Origin of the sequence: Pedobacter yonginensis (genome assembly GCF_003173595.1) — a bacterium.
Classification (GTDB): Bacteria; Bacteroidota; Bacteroidia; order Sphingobacteriales; family Sphingobacteriaceae; genus Pedobacter; species Pedobacter yonginense.
Window position 1 is genome coordinate 1385055 of the sequence record NZ_QGNZ01000001.1, and the last position, 19312, is coordinate 1404366.

The following is a 19312-nucleotide window of genomic DNA, read 5'->3' on the forward strand; positions in this document are numbered from 1 at the left end:
GAACTCATCAGCGTAGCCGAAGTGATTTTAAAACGATTGGTCAAGATTCGGCTTCATGACTTTAATTTTAAACAAGGGTGATTCACTAAATCAGGATTGGAAATTCATTTACGCTTAACTAGATGTTCTCCAGATACTTATAAGCATACGAGCAAAATTATATTGTGAATTTTCATTCTTAAAAGCTATAAAAATATCCACAATATTTTAAGGATATGATTTTTGTTTCTATCATTGTAACAAAAATAAAACAATTAAATGTATAAAAACGTTCTCAAAATTACCGTTTTGATGCTTTGCATCGGAATTGGAACATCAAATGCCCAAACCCAAAAATCCGTTAAACGAGAATTCAAATTTGGTAAAGTTCTACCTTCAGAATTTGAAACTAAGGCAACCGGCCCAGACTCTGCCGCATCTGCAATAAAGCTTTTCGATGTAGGCGATTGCTACTTCGAAGTGAGCCCTGTTACGAATGATTTTGTATATGTTTTCGAACGACATATTCGTTACAAAATTTTAAATAAGAATGGTTACGATTTTGCAAATTATACCATTACGCTTCAAAGGAGTAGTGGCTCTGAAAAAGAAGATTTGTACTACATGGATGGCGCTACTTATAATCTGGTAGATGGGAAAACTGTTGTTAGTAAACTCAATAAAGAAGCAAAGTTTTCTGAATCCTATGATAAGAATTTTACCTTCAAGAAATTTGCTTTACCGAATGTTAAAGAAGGATCGATCATTGAATTTAAGTATAAAATTAAATCAGACTTCATTTTCACCATTCAGAGTTGGAATTTTCAAGCAGATATCCCCACGCTTTGGTCGGAGTATAATGTCAGAATCCCAGAATACTTATCCTACAAGCATAATTTTAGCGGTTATTACCAAGTCGATCATCCAATTCATGAAACAAGCAATGCGAATTATGTTCCTGGTTTAAATTCTACCTGTGTTTACGACAAATATACAGTTGCCAATGTGCCGGCACTAAAAGATGAGCCTTTTGTAACCACCATGGATGATTACATCCCAAAAATACAGTTTGAGCTTACTGGCACACAGTTTCCAAACAGACCTTATGTTGACTATAATGGTTCGTGGGCCAAAATAATAGCCAACTTGATTGAGCGTGAGGATTTTGGTCATTTCATCAATAAAAACAGTTATGCAAAATCGGTTTTACCCAGTATATTAAAAGGCGAAAAGGATACATTAACCTGTTTAAAACTGATTTACAATTACGTTAAAAGCAATGTTAAATGGAACAATAGTTATGAGATTTGTGCTACCGGAACAAACCCAAAAACAGTATTTGAAAAGAAAACAGGCACCTCGGCAGATATCAATCTTTCTTTACTAAGTTTATTAAAAGAGGCAAAAATAGATGCCTATCCTGTTCTAGTCAGCACAAGATCACATGGCGAGCATCCAGGCTACCCCCTTATATCCGCATTTAACAATGTCGTTGTAGTTGCAAAGACTGGCCAGGATCTTCATTTTTTAGATGCAACAGATAAAGAATTACCCATCGATTTGATTGATGAAGAGAACTTAAGCCATAATGGTTTTTATGTGGATCTAAAAAGCGGCACTGGAAGTTGGATTTCTACAGAAACAACTATTCCTACTGAAAAGCTGTTCATTTATTCCTTAAATCTTAATAAAGAAAATAAACTAGTTGGAAAAATCAATCAATATTCAAAGGGTTATTCCGCACTTGCTCTAAGAGATCGGTACAGACACAGCGATAATGAAACCGAATTTCTAAAAAACTTTAAAAAAGACAAACCAGGCTTAGAGCTGTCAAATTACAAAATCGAGAATCTCGATAATTTAGATGAACTTTTAACAGAATCTATGGATGTTGTGATAGAAGATAATGTAGAAGAAGCTGGCAATCTTGTCTATTTTACGCCGCTCCTTTTTGAACGTACAAAGGAGAATCCTTTTAAACTAGAAGAACGCAAGTTTCCTGTAGATTTCGCCTATCCACACAAGGAAAGTTATAGAATCACACTGAATTTTCCTGATGACTATGAGATTGATAAATTACCAAAAGGAGGTATTTATAAACTGCCTGAAGATAAGGGTACATTTACAATCAATTATATAACCGAAGGAAAAGCATTGATGGTGAAGAGTACCATCAGCATAAACAAATCTTTATATACATCGGAAGAGTATTTTGATTTGAAGGCTCTTTTTAAGGCCATTGTAGAAAAGCAAGCAGAACAAGTTGTATTTAAAAAGAAAGCCTAATGAAATACTTTTTAAGTTTAGCAATAACTATACTAACCTATTTTAGTGCTTTTACACAAGGCGTTTACGATGCAAGCAAAATACCAGAAACCCTTACCAAAGACGCAAGTGCAGTAATTAGAAATGAAGAGCAATTTTTCGATATCACAGGCATAGGATCTGCACAATACGATTATACAATTGCCGTAACCATTTTAAATAAGGCTGGTGATGATTGGGCACAATTGGAAGAATTCTATGATAGGTTTTCGCCCATCAGCAACATTAAAGCAACGCTTTACGATGCTACAGGAAAAAAAGTGAAAGACTATAAATCTTCTGATATAAAAGATCGAATTTCATCAGATGGTTTTTCACTCCTGCAAGACAACCGTGTAAAGTTGTTAAAATTTGTAAGCAACACATATCCTTACACCATAGAATATAGTTTCACGCAAAATTTTAATGGAATAAAATCTATGCCATACTGGCAAGCAATAAAGGGTTTTGGTACGTCGACTGAAAAAACATCTTATACCATTCAAATAAATAAAGGGTATAACTTTCGCTACCTAACCAGTAAGAACCTAAAAACGGATTCTGTAGTTATAGGAGATAAAATTCAATACAAATGGATCAGTACCGATAATGCTGCAGTGCAAAGCGAACCGCTAAGCATTGGCTTGAGCAATATTTCTGATTGGGTTAAAGCCGCCCCAAACCAATTCGAATTTGATGGCGCATCCGGTAATCTTGATAATTGGAAAGATTTTGGCTCCTGGATTCACAATTTGAATACTGATGGCAATAGACTTCCAGAAGCCACTAAATTAGTGGTTCAAAACCTAATCAAAGACGCTAAAACACCCAAAGAGAAGATACGAATTCTTTACAATTACCTCCAACAAAATACGAGGTATGTAAGTGTACAATTGGGAATTGGTGGCTACAGACCCATTTTGGCGGAGAAGGTTGCAGAAGTAAATTATGGCGATTGTAAGGCTTTATCTAACTTTATGAAAGCGCTGCTTAATGAAGCTGGGATCCCAACTAATTTAATCATTATTGGAAGTGGAATGCCAAGTATGAATCCAAACTATTCGAGCATTAGCCAAGCCAACCACATGATCTTATGTGTACCATTAGAAAAAGATACGACATTTTTAGAATGTACCAGCCAATACAACCCCATGGGATTTATTGGTTACGACAATGCGGATAGGAATGTGTTAATGGTAACTTCAGAAGGTGGAAAAATTATCCATACACCAGTATATTCTGCCAAAGATAACTTTCAAATCAAAAAAACCAACATCAAGTTTAATGAGGATGAAACCGCCGAAATCGGAATTAAGACGACTTATGGCAATGCGCAATTTGAAAATATTTTTGGAATAACTTTGCAAGAACCAGCAGAACAGAGAAAGATCATCATTAGAAATACTAATATTCCGGGTGCCGAGCTCTTAACTTACAAATACGAACAAAAAGACAAAACACAACCTGTTATTAATGAAGAAATCAACTTTAAAAGCAACCAACTTTTAACAAAAGGTGGAGATAAGTTTTTTCTAACTTTGAATCAGACCAATCGCCAAGAAAGTGCACCATTAAAGATTGAAAATAGGAAAACGTATTTCTCTGTTCCATTCAGTTATACGGATGAAGACGAGATCACTTACACCTTACCAAAAGGATACACTTTAGAGTTTATTCCGAAAGATGTAACCATTACATCAGAGTTTGGAACTTACACAGCAAAGTTCTCCAGTAAAGATAATATGATAACTTATGTACGTAGTCAAAGCATGAACGACAAAAAATATCCGCCAGAAAAATACAACGACTACGTAGAGTTTAGAAAAAAAATCTATCAGGCAGATAAGCAAAAAGCCGTTCTCACAAAAACATTATAACAACCTGTACTAATATGATCACTGAAAACCAATATTTTGATGGCCAAGTAAAATCTTTAGGCTATGAAACAACTGAAGGGAAATCAACAATCGGCATTATCAACCCCGGAGAGTACGAATTCGGAACAGCAAACAAAGAAATTATGCAGGTAATAGAAGGAAAACTGACGATCCTACTTAAAGGTAAAACCGAATGGCAGGATATTGATGCAGGCCAATCCTTTGAGGTTTCGCCAAATTCCTCCTTCAAAGTAAAAACAGAAGTGCAAACCGCCTACCTGTGCCAATACAGATAGAAAAATCCCGCAGACTAAATCGTTTGCGGGATTTTTAGTAACATGAGGTTTGATAATTCAAGATTGCATTGCCACCGCCTTGGTTCGTGTCTTCACGAAACAATAAAGAGATTTTCACTTGATGCTACGTGCAGACACGTACTACAGTCTGGAATTTTAGATTTCGATATTTCTATTTTATTTCTTGCCAATAACCACTTCCACAAAATCATCCGCTTTTAAGTATTTCTGCGCAAGTGCTTGTATTTCTTTTGCCGTAATGCGCTTAACTGTCTGAATATATTTTTCATAGTAGTCGTAACCTAAGCCTGCAAAATGAATATTTTTAAATTTATCCGCATGCGAGAACACGTTTTCCAAACTTCCCAACATCGAGCCCAGCATATAGTTTCTAACTAAATTAAGTTCTTCCTCGCTTACCAATTCAGTTTTTAGAAGCTCAATTTCCTTGTAAATTTCAGTGAGTGCATTGGCGCACACATCGGCCCCTACTTCTGTAGCGATGAAGAAATACCCAGCATCCTGCAAAGCAGAAATACCCGAACCAATTCCATAGGTATATCCCTTGTCCTCCCTAATGTTATTCATTAGCCTCGAACCAAAGTAGCCACCCAAAACGCAGTTTAATATTTGTAGCCCGGCGAAATCTTCATGTTTACGATTTATGGCGATTTTACCTAATCTAATGGCCGATTGTAAAGCTTCAGGTTTTTCTTGATAAATAAATTGCTGTGTGGTTTGCGGAAAATCGAAATGGTTTTTAACGGCATCACTTGCCTCCCATTCATGACCAAAGTGATGGTTCAACAAGCCAAAACTTTCCTCATCAAATTTACCAGAAACAACAATTGTACAATTGTTTGGCGCGTAGGCTGCTTTAAAATAAGCGACTAAATCATCGCGTTTTATCGCATCGTAGTGTGCTGCCTTTATATCTGCACCATAAGCCGTATCGCCAAAAAGCGCCTTCGCAAATGCCTTGCGAGAAAGAATATCGTTCTTTTTTAAACTAACCTGTAACTTCTGCTTTTGGTTCTGAATGTAAATATCAATTTCAGTTTGCGGAAACTGACTATCCGATAAAACATCTTTTGCAATTGGCAATACAGATGCAAGATGTTTCTTGAGAGAATATAGCGTAACTGAGGATTGATCTTGCACATACTCAGTTTGAAAAAATGCCCCATAAAAATCAATCTGTTCAGCAATTTGCTTTGAAGTTAATTTTTGGGTTCCATTATTCAATAAGCTGCTTACGGCAACAGCCTGAAGCGGCTTATCAACATCATAGTTAACGTTGTTGAAGATAAACTCAATGCGGACGATATCTTGCTCGCCAGAATAAATGGTAAAAACGGGCACCCCGTTATCCAGTTTTTTTTCTGTAGGTTGGATAAAATTTATTGTCGATACCTGCTTAAAATCAGGCGCTTGTTGTCTGTTAAGCATTTCCGTCGGTTAAATAATAAAGTGTTGATGAAGAATTGTGGTGAAAGGTATCGTTAGAAATACGCTTAAGGTCTTCTGCGGTTACCTTCAAAAATTCTGTAGTCTCTTGATTTAGTAAATCAGCATTGCCTAACAATTCGTAATAGGCCAAATTCATGGCTTTATCCAACAAGCTCATTTCCGAAAACACCAACACAGATTCAACTTTGTTTTTAACTTTCGTCAGTTCAGTTTCTGATACCAGTTCTGATTTCAGCCGATCCAATTCAGCCCAAATTGCCTTTTCAGCAGTTTCAATAGAAATACCTTCTATCAATTTACCTTCAACAATAAATAGTCCTGGATCTATGCTACTCGAAATATAAGCATTAATGTCGCTAAAAAGCTGTTGCTCTTTTAATAAGCTATTATAAAGACGGGAAGATTGTCCACGAGAAAGAATGTCTGATAAAAGATCAAAAGCATAATAATCAGCATCTAATCTTCCAGGCATTTTAAACGCCATATAAATAGCATTAAGCGGAACACTGGCGGTAATTGTTTCGGTTCTAGCCTCAGTTTGTTTATCTTCCTGAACCAAATTCCTGATGTATTTTTCTCCAGCGGGAATAGGCTCAAACCACTTCTCTGCAAGTTTCTTTACATCCTCAGTTTTTACATTTCCACCAACAACTAAAATTGCATTTTGAGGCGTATAATGTTTTTTAAAGAAAGCCTTAACATCTTCTATCTTGGCATTTTCGATATGTGAAAGCTCTTTCCCGATGGTAGCCCAGCGGTAAGCATGTTTTTTAAACGCCAAGGGACGTAATTTCAACCATACATCGCCATAGGGCTGGTTGAGGTAGCGCTGCTTAAATTCTTCGCTCACCACATTTCTTTGAGTTTCTAAACTCTTTTCAGAAAAAGCCAAATTCAACATCCGATCGCTTTCAAGCCAAAAGGCCGTTTCTATGTTTTCTGATGGCAAGGTGATGTAATAATTGGTAATATCATTACTGGTAAAAGCATTATTTTCACCTCCAACACGTTGCAGAGGCTCGTCATAATTAGGAATGTTTACCGATCCACCGAACATTAAATGTTCAAATAAGTGGGCAAAACCAGTTTGTTCAGGATTCTCATCGCGAGCACCAACATCATATAAAATATTCAAAACGGCCATCGGTGTTGTGGCATCTTCATGCACCAAAACTTTCAAGCCATTAGCAAGCGTAAAACGATTAAAATCTACCATATTTATTTTTAGAAGTGTAAAGATATTAAAAATGACCTCACAGCCTAGAACGATTTGATTGAATCTAAACTTTTAATAATTCAGAGCCGTTTTTTTACAAAGCGCAAACCTAAGCCAACTAACCTTCACGCCCTTTTCCTTATATTTGTACTATGAATACAGCCGATTTACTGCAACGGGCATTACATTTCGAATTTTTAAGCCAAGAAGAAGGTGTTTACTTATATCACAATGCAGACACTGCATCATTGATGTTTGTAGCCAACGAATTGCGAAAAATTCAAGTCCCGAGTGGTAAAGTTACCTGGCAAATAGATCGCAACGTAAACACTACAAATGTTTGTATTGCAAACTGTAAATTCTGTAATTTTTTCCGCAGACCAGGGCACGAAGACAGTTACATCACCGATATTGAAACCTACAAAGTTAAAATTGAAGAAACCTTTCGTTTGGGAGGAGATCAGTTATTATTGCAGGGTGGTCACCACCCCGATCTTGGCCTTGCTTTTTATGCCGATTTATTTAAAAAATTAAAGGAATTATATCCAGATTTAAAACTGCATGCGCTAGGACCCCCAGAAATTGCACATGTTGCAAAACTAGAAGGCATAACCCACACAGAAGTACTAAAAGCACTAAAAGAAGCCGGTATGGACTCTTTACCAGGTGCCGGAGCCGAAATTTTGAATGATCGCGTAAGGCGCTTAATAAGTAAGGGCAAATGTGGCGGACAAGAATGGTTAGATGTAATGAGGGCTTGCCATCAATTAGACATTACCACTTCAGCAACCATGATGTTTGGACATGTAGAAACCATAGAAGAACGTTTTGAACATTTAGTGTGGATTCGCCAAGTACAGAGTGAAAAACCTGCCGATGCAAATGGTTTCTTAGCTTTTATTCCATGGCCTTTCCAAGATGATGGAACACTCTTAAAAAGATTACGCGGAATTAGCAATAATGTAACTGCCGATGAATACATCCGAATGATTGCATTAAGCAGAATCATGTTACCAAATATTAAAAACATACAAGCAAGTTGGTTAACAGTTGGTAAAGCAACAGCGCAACTTTGCTTACACGCAGGAGCAAATGATTTTGGATCAATTATGATTGAAGAGAATGTGGTTTCTGCCGCAGGTGCACCGCATCGTTTCACCGCAAATGGCATTCAGCAATCCATCAAAGCAGCAGGTTTTGAGCCGCAGCTACGTGGACAAAAATACAATTACCGCGATTTGCCCGAACATTTAGAAGAGCAAGTAATCACTTACTAAAGCTAATCGATACCGCATGGTTGGTAACGCGCCAACCAGCACCTGTTTTCCGTCTAAGTTTAAAGTCCAAACCATTTAACAAGGTCTAAAAAAAAGGACTTTTTTTTGGAAACGAACGCTCAGTAACGCTTTCAGTTAGGCAGTCCCGCTCTACACTATATCCCCAATAAAATTGGGGGATGCCGTTTCGCTCGGGTTTAGGAACAAAGTAAAGCCGTTAACACACCCAATATCAGTAGCCAACCAAGCAGGAATGTAAATTTATTAATCGCTTGCTATCGGGGCAGCAACCGTTAAAACCAAACCCGATAGTACGAATGCCAATTTTTTTCAAATTGGCAGCAGGGATAGCGGGGCTGATGTTTCAAATGGAACACAACACGCTCATTTCCAAATATTTTTAAATTTTAACCTGGATTTGGGATAATAATTCAATTTCCATCTAAATTTAAAGCCCAAACCATTTAACAAGGTTTAAAAAAGGCCATATTTTTTGGAAATGAACGCTCAGCAACGCTTTCAGTTAGGCAGTCCCGCTCTACACTATATCCCCAATAAAAAATTTGGGGGATGCCGTTATGCTCCGGTTTAGGAAAAAAATTAATCCCATTAACACATCCAATGTCAGTAGCCAACCAAGCAGGAATGTGAATTTATTAATCGCTTGCTATCGGGGCAGCAACCGTTAAAACCAAACCCGATAGTACGAATGCCAATTTTTTTCAAATTGGCAGCAGGGATAGCGGGGCTAATGTTTCAAATGGAACACAACACGCTCATTTCTAAATATTTTTTGATTCTAAACGGAATTTGCGATAATAATTCAATTTCCATCTAAATTTAAAGTCCAAGCCATTTAACAAGGTTTAAAAAAGGCCATATTTTTTGGAAATGAACGCTCAGCAACGCTTTCAGTTAGGCAGTCCCGCTCTACACTATATCCCCAATAAAAAATTTGGGGGATGCCGTTATGCTCCGGTTTAGGAAAAAAATTAATCCCATTAACACATCCAATGTCAGTAGCCAACCAAGCAGGAATGTGAATTTATTAATCGCTTGCTATCGGGGCAGCAACCGTTAAAACCAAACACGATAGTACGAATGCCAATTTTTTTCAAATTGGCAGCAGGGATAGCGGGGCTAATGTTTCAAATGGAACACAACACGCTCATTTCCAAATATTTTTAAATTTTAACCGGAATTTGGAATAATAATTCAATTTTTACATTTGAATTTTGAATGACCACTGTTATCACCTTTTGTGGTTCAAAATAATTAATTTGGTTTATCACACTCCATCCTGCCGGATATTGATCTGCTTGTGACAAAAAAAAAGGGAAACAAAACCTAAGTTTTGCCTCCCTACCTTAAACTAAACATTACCTAATAATGTAAATGTTTTTTTACTATGTTAATTTCTTACCAGCTTTGATAAATAAGTTGGCAATGTTTTTAACAGCTGCACCGGTTAAGAATTCATCAAAACATTCTGCCGCTTGAGATTGCGTAACTGAAGTTCCGTTGATTCCTGTAATTTGAATACCAGCTTGAGTTGTATTTTGTTCACCTGCATAAACCGCATCAACTGCTGCGATACCTGTATCGTTACCATTAGCTGAATAAGCAATCCAAGGTTTTAAACCACTTGCACCAGTTACATTTGCTGCAACCATTTGACGTAAGTGTGCTGCGTGACGAGCTTCTACTGAGTGAATTTGAAGTGCTGTAGTTAATACTGCATTACCTTTCAAAATTGGCGCCTGACCTTTATAAGCTCTTACACCTGTATCTTCAAAAGCTAAAGCTACTTTTAAGAAGGTTTGATAGTTGGTATCTACATCTGCAAAACCACCACCTGCTGTAAAATCGAAATCTGCATAAACGTAACCATCAGCACCAGTAATACCCAAAGCACCTTTTAACAAATCTACGTGTGCACGTTCGTGGTTACGGATTGTTGTAATGGCCGCTCTTGCAGGTCCATCAGGAATGTAAGTTGTATTGGCTAATGTTAAAGCTTTGTTATAGTAGTTCCATTCTAAATACTCAAGTGCTAAGGCAAAACCTAAAACATCGTTAACCGTACTTGGATTGGTTTGACCATAAGCTTTTTGGAACATGGAACCCATAGCTAATGGCAGTGCTGCTAAAGAAATTTTCTTACCAATGTTGTAAAAATCTTTCATTGCGTTACGTCGTGGACTTAATCTTTCATAGATCTCACCATCAACTTTTTCAATTTCTTCTAATATATTTACGATATTCATGATTGTAGATTTTAAAGGTTAATTACGTTAATTTTTGTTTTTACATATTTTCCAGCGATAGCTAAAACTTTATCAGGAGTAAGTGCTCCGTCAAGTCCGTTTGCATTAACTGCACCAAGTGGAGCTAAGCTTGCTAAATCAGCAAATGTTCCGTTAGAAATAATATCGCGGATATAAGCAGCGTGACGAGCTTCAACCGATACAATTTTACCTGCTAAAACTAAATAATCTGTACTTTTAATTCTTACACCTGCGCCATTGTAAGCCGCAACACCTAAATCTTCAAAAGCCATTGCAGCACCTAAAACGCTAGTAGCGTTTGTAAAATCAATAGAAGAGAAATCAACCTCTAAGCTTCCAATTGCAGCAGTACCCAGTGCATTTTTAAAAAACTCTCTGTGTGCAACTTCGTGAAACTGAATGTCTTGGAAGTAAGCTTTTTGTGCTGTAGTAAATGACGATGGTGGTGCAGAAGCAACTTTTACGTAAAATGCAGCCTCTAATTGCTCAAGTGCATAAGCGTAATTTAATACACCAAAATCATCTTTGAAATCTAAAGTTGCGCCCATACTTACGTCACCATAATTACGGTCTTTTTTACATCCTGCCGCCATCAACGCGATACCCGCAGCACTAGCTCCAGCAAACTGAAGAAATGATCTTCTGCCTAAGCTGCTGTTAAATAAACGTTCTTCTTGAAGTTCATCTTGTGTTATAAGTTCATTGTTTTTCATAATCCTTTATGTTTTATGGTTTTGATTTCGTTTGGTGATATATACGTGACATTTATAAACGCGGTTTTTTTCTTTTGCATTTTTTTTTATAAGCCGTTTTTAATACATTCACAAACCTTTACTATGACAACACTAAAAGCCGTTATTGTTGATGATGAAGAATTTGCACGTTCATCACTTTTTTTCTTACTACAACAGAATTGTCCTGAAGTAGAAATTACTGGTATAGCCCGATCTGTGGCGGAAGCAAAAGACATTTTAGCACACCATACCGTTAACCTCATTTTTTTGGATATTGCAATGCCTGGTGGAAATGGCTTCGAATTGGTTCCAGATGCGCAAAAACATAACGCAGCAGTTATCTTCACCACCGCCTACGATCAATATGCACTTAAAGCCATTAAGGCAAATGCGCTGGATTATTTATTGAAACCAATTGATATTGATGAGTTAAAAATTGCCGTTGAAAAGGTAAGCGAACACATTAAACTTTACCAAAACCAAAACGGTAAAGATGAGAGAATGACCAATCTAGCTTCGAGTTTAGGCAGTAGAAGCGAAATTAGAAAACTAACCCTCCCCTACGGACAAGGCTTTAAAATGATTGATGTTGACGACATCATCTACATCGAAGCCGATAGCAATTACTCTGTAGTGCATTTAAGCAACGCTGATAAAATTACTGTATCAAAAGTTTTAAGAGAGTTTGAAGAGCTTTTACCAACCGAACAATTTGTGCGGATCCATAAATCAAGCATCATAAATCTTAACCATCTGAAAGAATACAATTCGAAAAACGGATTGCAGGTTTTCTTAAAAAATGGGGAGAGCATTAATATCTCGAGAAGAAGAGCGAGCGACTTCTTTGAAAAAATTAAATCATTTACAAAAATAGGCAGTGACCACTAAAAGCCAACACAAATTTCAGCGCCAGCTCACCAACGCTTTAAAAATTGCGCTGGCAACATTTGTGCTTTTGATTGGCTTATTACCCAGTCTATATTCACAAACCACCTATCTCCCCCACTATACCTCTAAAAATGGCTTGGCAAGTAATAATTGTTATTACATTTTGCAGGATAAAAAAGGTTTCATCTGGATATCTACAGACAATGGCGTAAGCCGTTTCGATGGAACAAATTTTCAGAACTTTACCATAGAAGATGGGTTGCCCGATACCCAAATTCTCAAAATGACAGAAGACCACTCAGGAAGAATATGGTTTTTCTCCCTGAACGGCCAATTGAGCTTTCTACAAAATGGAAAGTTTTATAATCAAGAAAACAACAACCTATTAAAAAAACTCAATTTTAATACCGTAATTGTTTCATTTCTTCAAGATAAGGCTGGACGCCTCTGGCTCGGCACCAACTCCAACTTAATTGTTTGCTGGGATGGAAAATCAATCAAAAAGTATGTATCGCCCCATACTAAAAGTAAGTTTACAAATGCCTTTATTCACGAAGATGAGCAAGGAAACATATTTGTTTATAGCGATTTAACTGTCCAGAAATTTAATGGAAAGCACTTTAGCTTAATCAGCTCCCAGGTCGATCCAATATCTTATATGACGGCCTCTAATCAAGGGGACAAATCGCTGGTTTATCTGGATCGATCCGGTTTACAAGAATTTAAAAGAGGTGCTTCAAACACCTTAATATCCATCCCACAAAATTTGATCAAGAATATGTCTGGCTATTTTTACTACGACAATTCATCAAAAGAAGTTTGGTTAGCCAATGCAAATGGAGCCTTTGCACTAAATAAAAATGGCAAAACAGTGCAATATCTGCAAGATATTGCTGTAAATCAGGTTATAAAAGATGCCAATCAAAATATGTGGTTTGCCACCACGCAGGGCATTTACATGCTGCCCAACGTAAATTCGAGGCTATCCATTATTGATGCTGAATCTGGCTTAAGCAGCAACGTAATCAAAAGCATTACAAAAGATCATAAAAACAGACTTTGGCTCGGCACAGATGATGCGGTGATCGACATTTTGAGCATCAATAACTACCAAGTGGATGAAGTTGGGCTAGACGATTTCAAAAAATATAAAACCATCAAGCAAATTGCTTACGATCCGAAAAGGCAGGCAGTTTATTTTGCTTCTGATTATGGCATGGGCGTTTTCAATAACATTTACAAAAGCACCGCCGATGTTAAATATCTAAAAGAAGTAAACAATTCCATGTTCGTTATAAAGCATTTTAGCTTGAGCGAAAACAACAATCATTTGGCTTTGGCCCTTTCATCGGGTGTAGTATTTTTATCCGACAGAATTAACAAATTTGAATTTAACTCGCTTAAATATAAAGAGAAAGAAGATTTCTTTAAAGATCGCTCCTACCACGTTTTTTACGATAAAGCAGGTAATTTATGGTTTTCTAACATCAATGGTTTATCGCAGTTTTCTAACGGAAAACTCATCAAACATTTCGAAAAAAATCCCTTACTCACCAAAAGAATTAACGACATTCAGCAATTGCCAGATGGCACCTTAATTTTGGCCACTGATGGTTATGGCTTATTGTTTTATAAAGACAATAAAATTTCTAAACAAATTACCCAGAAAGAGGGCTTAACCAACAACATTTGTACAAAGCTTTTTATTAAAAATAATGAGATTTGGGTGTTAACCAATAAAGGGGTAAATAAAATTACCAACTACCCGAAACAACCAAGCGTAGCAAATTTTGATTACGGTAAAGACTTGTTAAGTGATGATATTAATAGTTTATTTATTGATGATAGCACCGCTTATTTTGGTACCAACAGGGGCTTAATTCTATTTAAGTACAACAATAAAAACATCAGCAGGAATTTGCCAAAGGTTTACGTTACTTCAATTATAAGAGATAACGAACGCCTGCCTATTGATAAGAATAACTTTACATTTGAAACCGGCAACAACATCATTCTATTTACTTTCAGCGCTGTAGATTTTACCACCAGCGATATTACCTACCGCTATCGTTTAAACGAAAATACCGCCTGGATAGAAACCAGAACTCGACGGCTTGATTTCTCTTCTTTACAACCGGGCGATTATAATTTCGAGGTAAGTGCCAAAAGCCAGAATGGAAATTGGGGTCCACCCGCCAAAATTTCGTTCACCATAAAAAAGCATTTTTGGCAAAGCCTTTGGTTCCTATCTATCTTAATTCTCCTGGTCGCTTATATTTTTTATAAGGTTGCCGTTTACATTACCAGAAAACAAAAAGATAAAGAACAAGAACAACTCTTGCTTAAAAATAAGGTATTGATGCTGGAACAACAGGCCCTTCAAGCCATGATGAATCCTCACTTTGTGTTCAATGTAATGAATTCCATTCAACATTACATCAATACCCAAAATACAACCTCAGCAAATAAAGTTTTAACCGGCTTCGCAAGGCTAATTCGTAAAAACTTAGAAATTTGCACCAAGAGCTACATCTCCTTAGAAGAAGAACTGGAATACCTAAACCTATACCTAAAACTCGAAAAAAATCGCTTTGGAGATAAACTAAAATACACGTTCTCTGTTGATGAAAATATCGACGAAGAAGATACCTTCATCCCATCTATGCTCCTACAGCCTTATGTAGAAAACGCGATATGGCATGGCATTATGCCGAAGGAAACGGGTGGGGTTATTCAAATCAATATCAAGTTGATAGATGAATTCTATTTGAATATAGAAATTATTGATGATGGAATTGGAATCGAAAATTCTTTGAGGAACAAAAAAGAATCTCACATTAGCAAAGGCATGCAATTAACCAAAGAAAGGTTAAACCTTTTAGGCCAGATTGGAGCAAAACCTATACACCTAGATGTTCGCCAAAACAGTATAAACGGTACAACCGTAACCATTTCTATCCCTCTAAAATAGAAAATTTACCGTTTACTCAATTATTAATACCACTCACTAAATAGAACTTACAAGCAATAAACTTTAGCGTTAAACTTGTACTAGAAATAAACGATAGTGTTTATCAAAACGTTCTTATAGAATTGATATAGATATTTAATAACCTAACCTAAAACTATATCTTAATTCAGGTTTCATTTGTGTGTTAAGAAGCGGTCTTGTTTTTAAAAGCGAGACCGCTTTTTTTATGCCCAAAAATTCTATTTTTGTACATGCTCCAAACCCAAATTAACCAACACGTAGAAGCGCTTATCTTTTCCTCAATTCAGAGTATCAGCGTTCAAGAAATTATATTGGCTTTGAATGCTGTTTTTGACGAGGAGATTGTAGAAAATCAGGTCTTCGAAAGCATTGATTATCTTCAAGAAAAATTCAGCGCCGAAGATTCGGCAATAGGATTAGTTGATCTAAATAACGGTTATCAGTTCTTAACTAAAAAGCAATACCACGAAACCGTTAATCAACTTCAATTGCATCGCTCCAAGAAAAAATTGAGCCAGGCAGCAATGGAAACTTTAGCCATCATCGCGTATCGCCAGCCCATTACCAAACTCGAAATTGAGCAGATAAGAGGCGTTAATTCTGATTATTCCGTTCAACGTTTATTGGAGAAAGAACTTATTAGCATAGATGGCAAAGCCGAAACACCAGGTCGACCGATTTTATACAGCACCAGTTCCTTATTTATGGATTACTTTGGTTTGAATAATTTAACTCAACTTCCGCAGCTAAAAGATATTGCTAAAGAGGAAAATACTGTGGGCGAAAACGCAGAATAATTAATTTTAATTAATTTGGAACCAGCTTGTTATTAAAAAAAGTTTTTTTGTATTTTTAAACTATAAAAGCAATTTTTATTTTTGTGTAATGAAAGCGCCAAAGAAAATCCCAGCAAAACCTACTACCAAAAAAGAGGTAGAAGATAATGATGAATTTGATGATGAGGACACGATTCCTAAGAATGCAAAAAAATCTGTTGACGATGACGACGATGATTTTGATTTACCATTGGACGACCTCGATAACTTCGATAATTTTGATGATGACGATGACGATTATTAATCTTTAAAATACTATATATTTGAAAAGCATCCGCCCAGCTGGGTAGGATGCTTTTTAATTTTAAAACTACCCATGCAAATTATACCCGTAAGCTCCCCATCATTAAAAAAGGATTTTTTAAATACACCAAAAATTCTTTACAAGAACGATCACAATTTTATCTGTCCGTTGGATAGTGAGGTAGAAAACGTTTTCGACCCCAACAAAAACAATTTCTTTAATCATGGAAAATGCACCAGATGGGTATTGAAAGATGAGCAAGGAAAACTTATTGGCCGTGTAGCCGCATTTATAAATGAGAAAAAAGCCTTTAACTACGAGCAGCCAACAGGTGGAATGGGATTTTTCGAATGCATAGATGATGAAAAGGCCGCTTTTTTACTGTTTGATACCGCTAAGGCATGGTTGGCAGAAAATGGTATGAAAGCAATGGATGGGCCCATAAATTTCGGAGAGAATGATTCTTTCTGGGGCTTATTGGTTGATGGATTTACCCCCCCATCATTCGGGATGAACTATAACTTCCCTTACTATCAGAAATTTTTTGAAGCTTACGGATTTGTAACTGAATACGAACAACTTACCAACCACATCAATTTAACCATTCCATTCCCAGAGCGATTTACAAAAATTGCCAATTGGGTAAGGAATAAACCCGGTTATACGTTTGAGTATTTCGACAAGAAAAACGCCGAGAAATACATAAACGACCTTATGGAAATTTATAACGACGGCTGGCAGGATTTTGAAAACTTTGTTCCTATTAAAAAAGAAACCCTGCAAGAGAGCTTTAAGAGTATGGAACCCATCATGGATGAGCACTTAATTCAATTTGCTTATTTTAATGGAGAACCAGCTTCTTTCGTGGTATTAATTCCTGATGCCAACCAAATGATTAAAGGCTTTGATGGAAAATTAGGCTTATTAGAAAAGTTAAAATTTGCCTATCGCCGCTGGGTTGGCGTTACACGGATGCGTGCCATTGTAATGGGCACAAAACCAAAATTTCAAAAACATGGCCTAGAATCGGTTCTCTTCATCCGATTAGGCGAATATGTTTTACCTAAAAACCAATATAAAGAACTGGAATTGAGTTGGGTAGGCGATTTTAATGAGCAAATGATTGCCATCCACAAAGCTACAGGCGCAACTTTTGGCAAAAAGCATTTAACCATGAGAAAGATTTTCTAAAAAAGAATATGGGGGATTACATCCCCAGCTTATCGTAAAGATCAATAACCTTTTTTCTAAGTTTATTGATCTCTTCATCTTTTTCGATAAGTTCTTTTTTTAGTGCAATAAGCTCATCACTAGATCCGATCTCTGCAACATGACCAGAAAATAATTGAGTTAATGGGATTTTGAAAACTTTTGAAATCTGCAATAACCTCGATACATTCAAATCGGTTTGACCCGTTTCTATCTTACAAAATGCAGGCGTCGAAATTTTAAGCATTTTAGCCGCATTGGCTTGACTCAAACCCAAAGCCACCCTACTCTGTTTAATTTGATCTCCGATGCTTTTCATCTTTGAAATAAGCCAAGGCTACCTAGGCAATTCAGAAGCCAATTCCGGCAAATCGAAACCCGCATAATTTCCAGAACTCATCATCAACAAATTTGTGTTCTGGTAATTTAAACTCAACAAATAGGCTTTCAACTTTGCCGCATCATTAAAAAATTTCAAGTTGGGATTAGAAAAAGCTTGTTGAACGTCGTCCTCACTAAAGGGCTCCATTCTTTTTTGCTCGAAAGATTTTATATCAATAAAAACAATGGCGTCATCGGCCTTATCCATTGCACCTGCATACTCTTTAAGAAAATCTTTATTCAAACTACTAAACGTATGCAGTTCGATACAAGCAACCAGCTTACGATCTGTAAATTGTGTTTTAACAGCATCAATTGTTGCCTTCAATTTCGAAGGGGAGTGTGCAAAATCTTTATAAACATTGGTTGAATCATCCGCAGAAATCACTTCTAGTCTCTTGGCTGCACCTGTAAAGGAGGATATTGCGGCGTTAAATTGTTCTTCAGAAATTTCAAGTTCCTTGCAAACCAACTTTGCCGCGTTCAAATTCATGAGGTTATGATCGCCAAAAACCTTTAGTTCGGTACGCTTTGGAAGCAAATAGGTGATACCCTTTTCAACCTCGTGCGCTGGAATGCCGTAGCCAATCTTTGTGATGTGCGCACTAGAATGACTAACAATTTCAGTCAAATCAGCATCTGCTTCACAATAAATTAAAGTACCCTCTTTTTCAATTGTATCAATAAACTTATCAAACTGAGCCGTGTAATCTGCGTATGTTGGAAAAACATTGATATGATCCCAGGCAATGCCACTAATTACCGCAACATTGGCTTTGTATAGATGGAATTTTGGTCTGCGGTCAATCGGCGAAGACAGATACTCATCTCCTTCAATAATCATTACAGGCGCCTCATGCGTAACTTTAACCATGGTTTCGAAACCGGCAAGCTGCGCCCCTACCAAATAATCAAAATCGCGATTATAAAAGTTAAGAACGTGCAAAATCATGCTCGTGATGGTCGTTTTACCATGACTACCGCCAATTACAACCCGAATTTTATCCCTGCTCTGCTCATAAATATATTCGGGGTAAGAATAGATTTTAACGCCCAATTCTTGTGCCTTTAGCAGTTCTGGATTATCAATTCTGGCGTGCATGCCTAAAATAATCGCATCCAAATCTTTCGTAATGCGATTTTCATCCCAACCCATCTCAGTGGGTAGCAAACCATACTTGTCCAATCTAGATTTTGCCGGCTCGAAAATGACATCATCTGAACCTGTAATCTGGTAACCTTTTTTATGTAGGGCAATAGCTAAGTTGTGCATTGCACTTCCACCTATCGCAATAAAATGTATGCGCATATTTTTAATTTT

General features: G+C 36.8%; 15 protein-coding genes. 9 read left to right on the forward strand and 6 right to left on the reverse strand.

The genetic code is table 11. From position 1 onward, the window contains the following. Positions 1-258: 258 nt before the first annotated feature. Genes DHW03_RS06055 through ppnP form a run of 3 tightly spaced genes read left to right on the forward strand, consistent with a single transcriptional unit; the run spans position 259 to position 4456 of the window. On the forward strand, positions 259-2265 hold the full coding sequence (locus DHW03_RS06055; RefSeq protein ID WP_109924803.1) for a DUF3857 domain-containing protein: 2007 nt from the start codon (positions 259-261) through the stop codon (positions 2263-2265). Beyond that, positions 2265-4160, forward strand: a complete 1896-nt coding sequence (locus DHW03_RS06060; protein ID WP_109924804.1) for a DUF3857 domain-containing protein — start codon at positions 2265-2267, stop codon at positions 4158-4160. The genes DHW03_RS06055 and DHW03_RS06060 overlap by 1 nt, the downstream gene beginning before the upstream one ends. A 14-nt stretch (positions 4161-4174) precedes the next feature. Then, positions 4175-4456 (forward strand): pyrimidine/purine nucleoside phosphorylase, encoded by a 282-nt coding sequence (gene ppnP / locus DHW03_RS06065; protein ID WP_109924805.1) that lies wholly within the window; start codon positions 4175-4177, stop codon positions 4454-4456. A gap of 177 nt (positions 4457-4633) precedes the next feature. On the opposite strand, the gene DHW03_RS06070 is transcribed toward ppnP, so the two are convergent. Next, complete coding sequence (locus tag DHW03_RS06070; RefSeq protein ID WP_109924806.1) at positions 4634-5905, reverse strand: M16 family metallopeptidase; 1272 nt, start codon at positions 5903-5905, stop codon at positions 4634-4636. Beyond that, entirely contained in the window at positions 5898-7142 is a 1245-nt protein-coding gene (locus DHW03_RS06075) for a M16 family metallopeptidase (RefSeq protein WP_109924807.1), read from the reverse strand. The genes DHW03_RS06070 and DHW03_RS06075 overlap by 8 nt, the downstream gene beginning before the upstream one ends. Before the next feature lie 152 nt (positions 7143-7294). Between DHW03_RS06075 and mqnC the strand changes: the two genes are divergently transcribed. Continuing rightward, on the forward strand, positions 7295-8419 hold the full coding sequence (gene mqnC / locus DHW03_RS06080) for a cyclic dehypoxanthinyl futalosine synthase (RefSeq protein ID WP_109924808.1): 1125 nt from the start codon (positions 7295-7297) through the stop codon (positions 8417-8419). A gap of 1406 nt (positions 8420-9825) precedes the next feature. On the opposite strand, the gene DHW03_RS06085 is transcribed toward mqnC, so the two are convergent. Further along, positions 9826-10686 (reverse strand): ferritin-like domain-containing protein, encoded by an 861-nt coding sequence (locus DHW03_RS06085; RefSeq protein WP_109924809.1) that lies wholly within the window; start codon positions 10684-10686, stop codon positions 9826-9828. Between the two features lie 11 nt (positions 10687-10697). Further along, positions 10698-11420, reverse strand: a complete 723-nt coding sequence (locus DHW03_RS06090) for a ferritin-like domain-containing protein (protein ID WP_109924810.1) — start codon at positions 11418-11420, stop codon at positions 10698-10700. A gap of 123 nt (positions 11421-11543) precedes the next feature. Between DHW03_RS06090 and DHW03_RS06095 the strand changes: the two genes are divergently transcribed. The 5 genes from DHW03_RS06095 to DHW03_RS06115 all read left to right on the forward strand — a co-directional run bounded on the left by DHW03_RS06095 (position 11544) and on the right by DHW03_RS06115 (position 17592). After that, entirely contained in the window at positions 11544-12329 is a 786-nt protein-coding gene (locus DHW03_RS06095) for a LytR/AlgR family response regulator transcription factor (protein WP_109924811.1), read from the forward strand. Continuing rightward, positions 12319-15300, forward strand: coding sequence for a ligand-binding sensor domain-containing protein (locus DHW03_RS06100; protein WP_109924812.1), 2982 nt, complete (start codon positions 12319-12321; stop codon positions 15298-15300). The genes DHW03_RS06095 and DHW03_RS06100 overlap by 11 nt, the downstream gene beginning before the upstream one ends. A 251-nt stretch (positions 15301-15551) precedes the next feature. Further along, a complete protein-coding gene (scpB, locus tag DHW03_RS06105) occupies positions 15552-16118 on the forward strand; it encodes an SMC-Scp complex subunit ScpB (RefSeq protein WP_109924813.1) in 567 nt (188 codons plus the stop codon). An 88-nt stretch (positions 16119-16206) separates the two neighbouring features. Continuing rightward, the gene (locus DHW03_RS06110) at positions 16207-16401 is read left to right on the forward strand and encodes a hypothetical protein (protein WP_109924814.1); all 195 of its coding nucleotides are present in this window, start codon (positions 16207-16209) and stop codon (positions 16399-16401) included. Positions 16402-16473: 72 nt separating this feature from the next. After that, positions 16474-17592 (forward strand): N-acetyltransferase, encoded by a 1119-nt coding sequence (locus DHW03_RS06115; protein WP_109924815.1) that lies wholly within the window; start codon positions 16474-16476, stop codon positions 17590-17592. A gap of 16 nt (positions 17593-17608) precedes the next feature. Here DHW03_RS06115 and DHW03_RS06120 read toward each other — a convergent pair whose 3' ends face one another. Further along, entirely contained in the window at positions 17609-17929 is a 321-nt protein-coding gene (locus DHW03_RS06120; protein WP_109924816.1) for a helix-turn-helix domain-containing protein, read from the reverse strand. Positions 17930-17947: 18 nt separating this feature from the next. Next, the gene (locus tag DHW03_RS06125) at positions 17948-19300 is read right to left on the reverse strand and encodes a UDP-N-acetylmuramate--L-alanine ligase (protein WP_109925028.1); all 1353 of its coding nucleotides are present in this window, start codon (positions 19298-19300) and stop codon (positions 17948-17950) included. Between the last annotated feature and the right edge of the window lie 12 nt (positions 19301-19312).

Bases quoted from the DNA above. Each gene is read 5' to 3' on its own strand.
- DHW03_RS06115 (WP_109924815.1), top strand. From the start codon at position 16,474: ATGCAAATTATACCCGTAAGCTCCCCATCATTAAAAAAGGATTTTTTA.
- DHW03_RS06125 (WP_109925028.1), bottom strand. From the start codon at position 19,300: ATGCGCATACATTTTATTGCGATAGGTGGAAGTGCAATGCACAACTTA.
- DHW03_RS06060 (WP_109924804.1), top strand. From the start codon at position 2,265: ATGAAATACTTTTTAAGTTTAGCAATAACTATACTAACCTATTTTAGT.
- DHW03_RS06090 (WP_109924810.1), bottom strand. From the start codon at position 11,420: ATGAAAAACAATGAACTTATAACACAAGATGAACTTCAAGAAGAACGT.
- DHW03_RS06075 (WP_109924807.1), bottom strand. From the start codon at position 7,142: ATGGTAGATTTTAATCGTTTTACGCTTGCTAATGGCTTGAAAGTTTTG.
- DHW03_RS06110 (WP_109924814.1), top strand. From the start codon at position 16,207: ATGAAAGCGCCAAAGAAAATCCCAGCAAAACCTACTACCAAAAAAGAG.
- DHW03_RS06070 (WP_109924806.1), bottom strand. From the start codon at position 5,905: ATGCTTAACAGACAACAAGCGCCTGATTTTAAGCAGGTATCGACAATA.
- ppnP (WP_109924805.1), top strand. From the start codon at position 4,175: ATGATCACTGAAAACCAATATTTTGATGGCCAAGTAAAATCTTTAGGC.
- DHW03_RS06120 (WP_109924816.1), bottom strand. From the start codon at position 17,929: ATGAAAAGCATCGGAGATCAAATTAAACAGAGTAGGGTGGCTTTGGGT.
- scpB (WP_109924813.1), top strand. From the start codon at position 15,552: ATGCTCCAAACCCAAATTAACCAACACGTAGAAGCGCTTATCTTTTCC.
- DHW03_RS06085 (WP_109924809.1), bottom strand. From the start codon at position 10,686: ATGAATATCGTAAATATATTAGAAGAAATTGAAAAAGTTGATGGTGAG.
- DHW03_RS06095 (WP_109924811.1), top strand. From the start codon at position 11,544: ATGACAACACTAAAAGCCGTTATTGTTGATGATGAAGAATTTGCACGT.
- DHW03_RS06055 (WP_109924803.1), top strand. From the start codon at position 259: ATGTATAAAAACGTTCTCAAAATTACCGTTTTGATGCTTTGCATCGGA.
- mqnC (WP_109924808.1), top strand. From the start codon at position 7,295: ATGAATACAGCCGATTTACTGCAACGGGCATTACATTTCGAATTTTTA.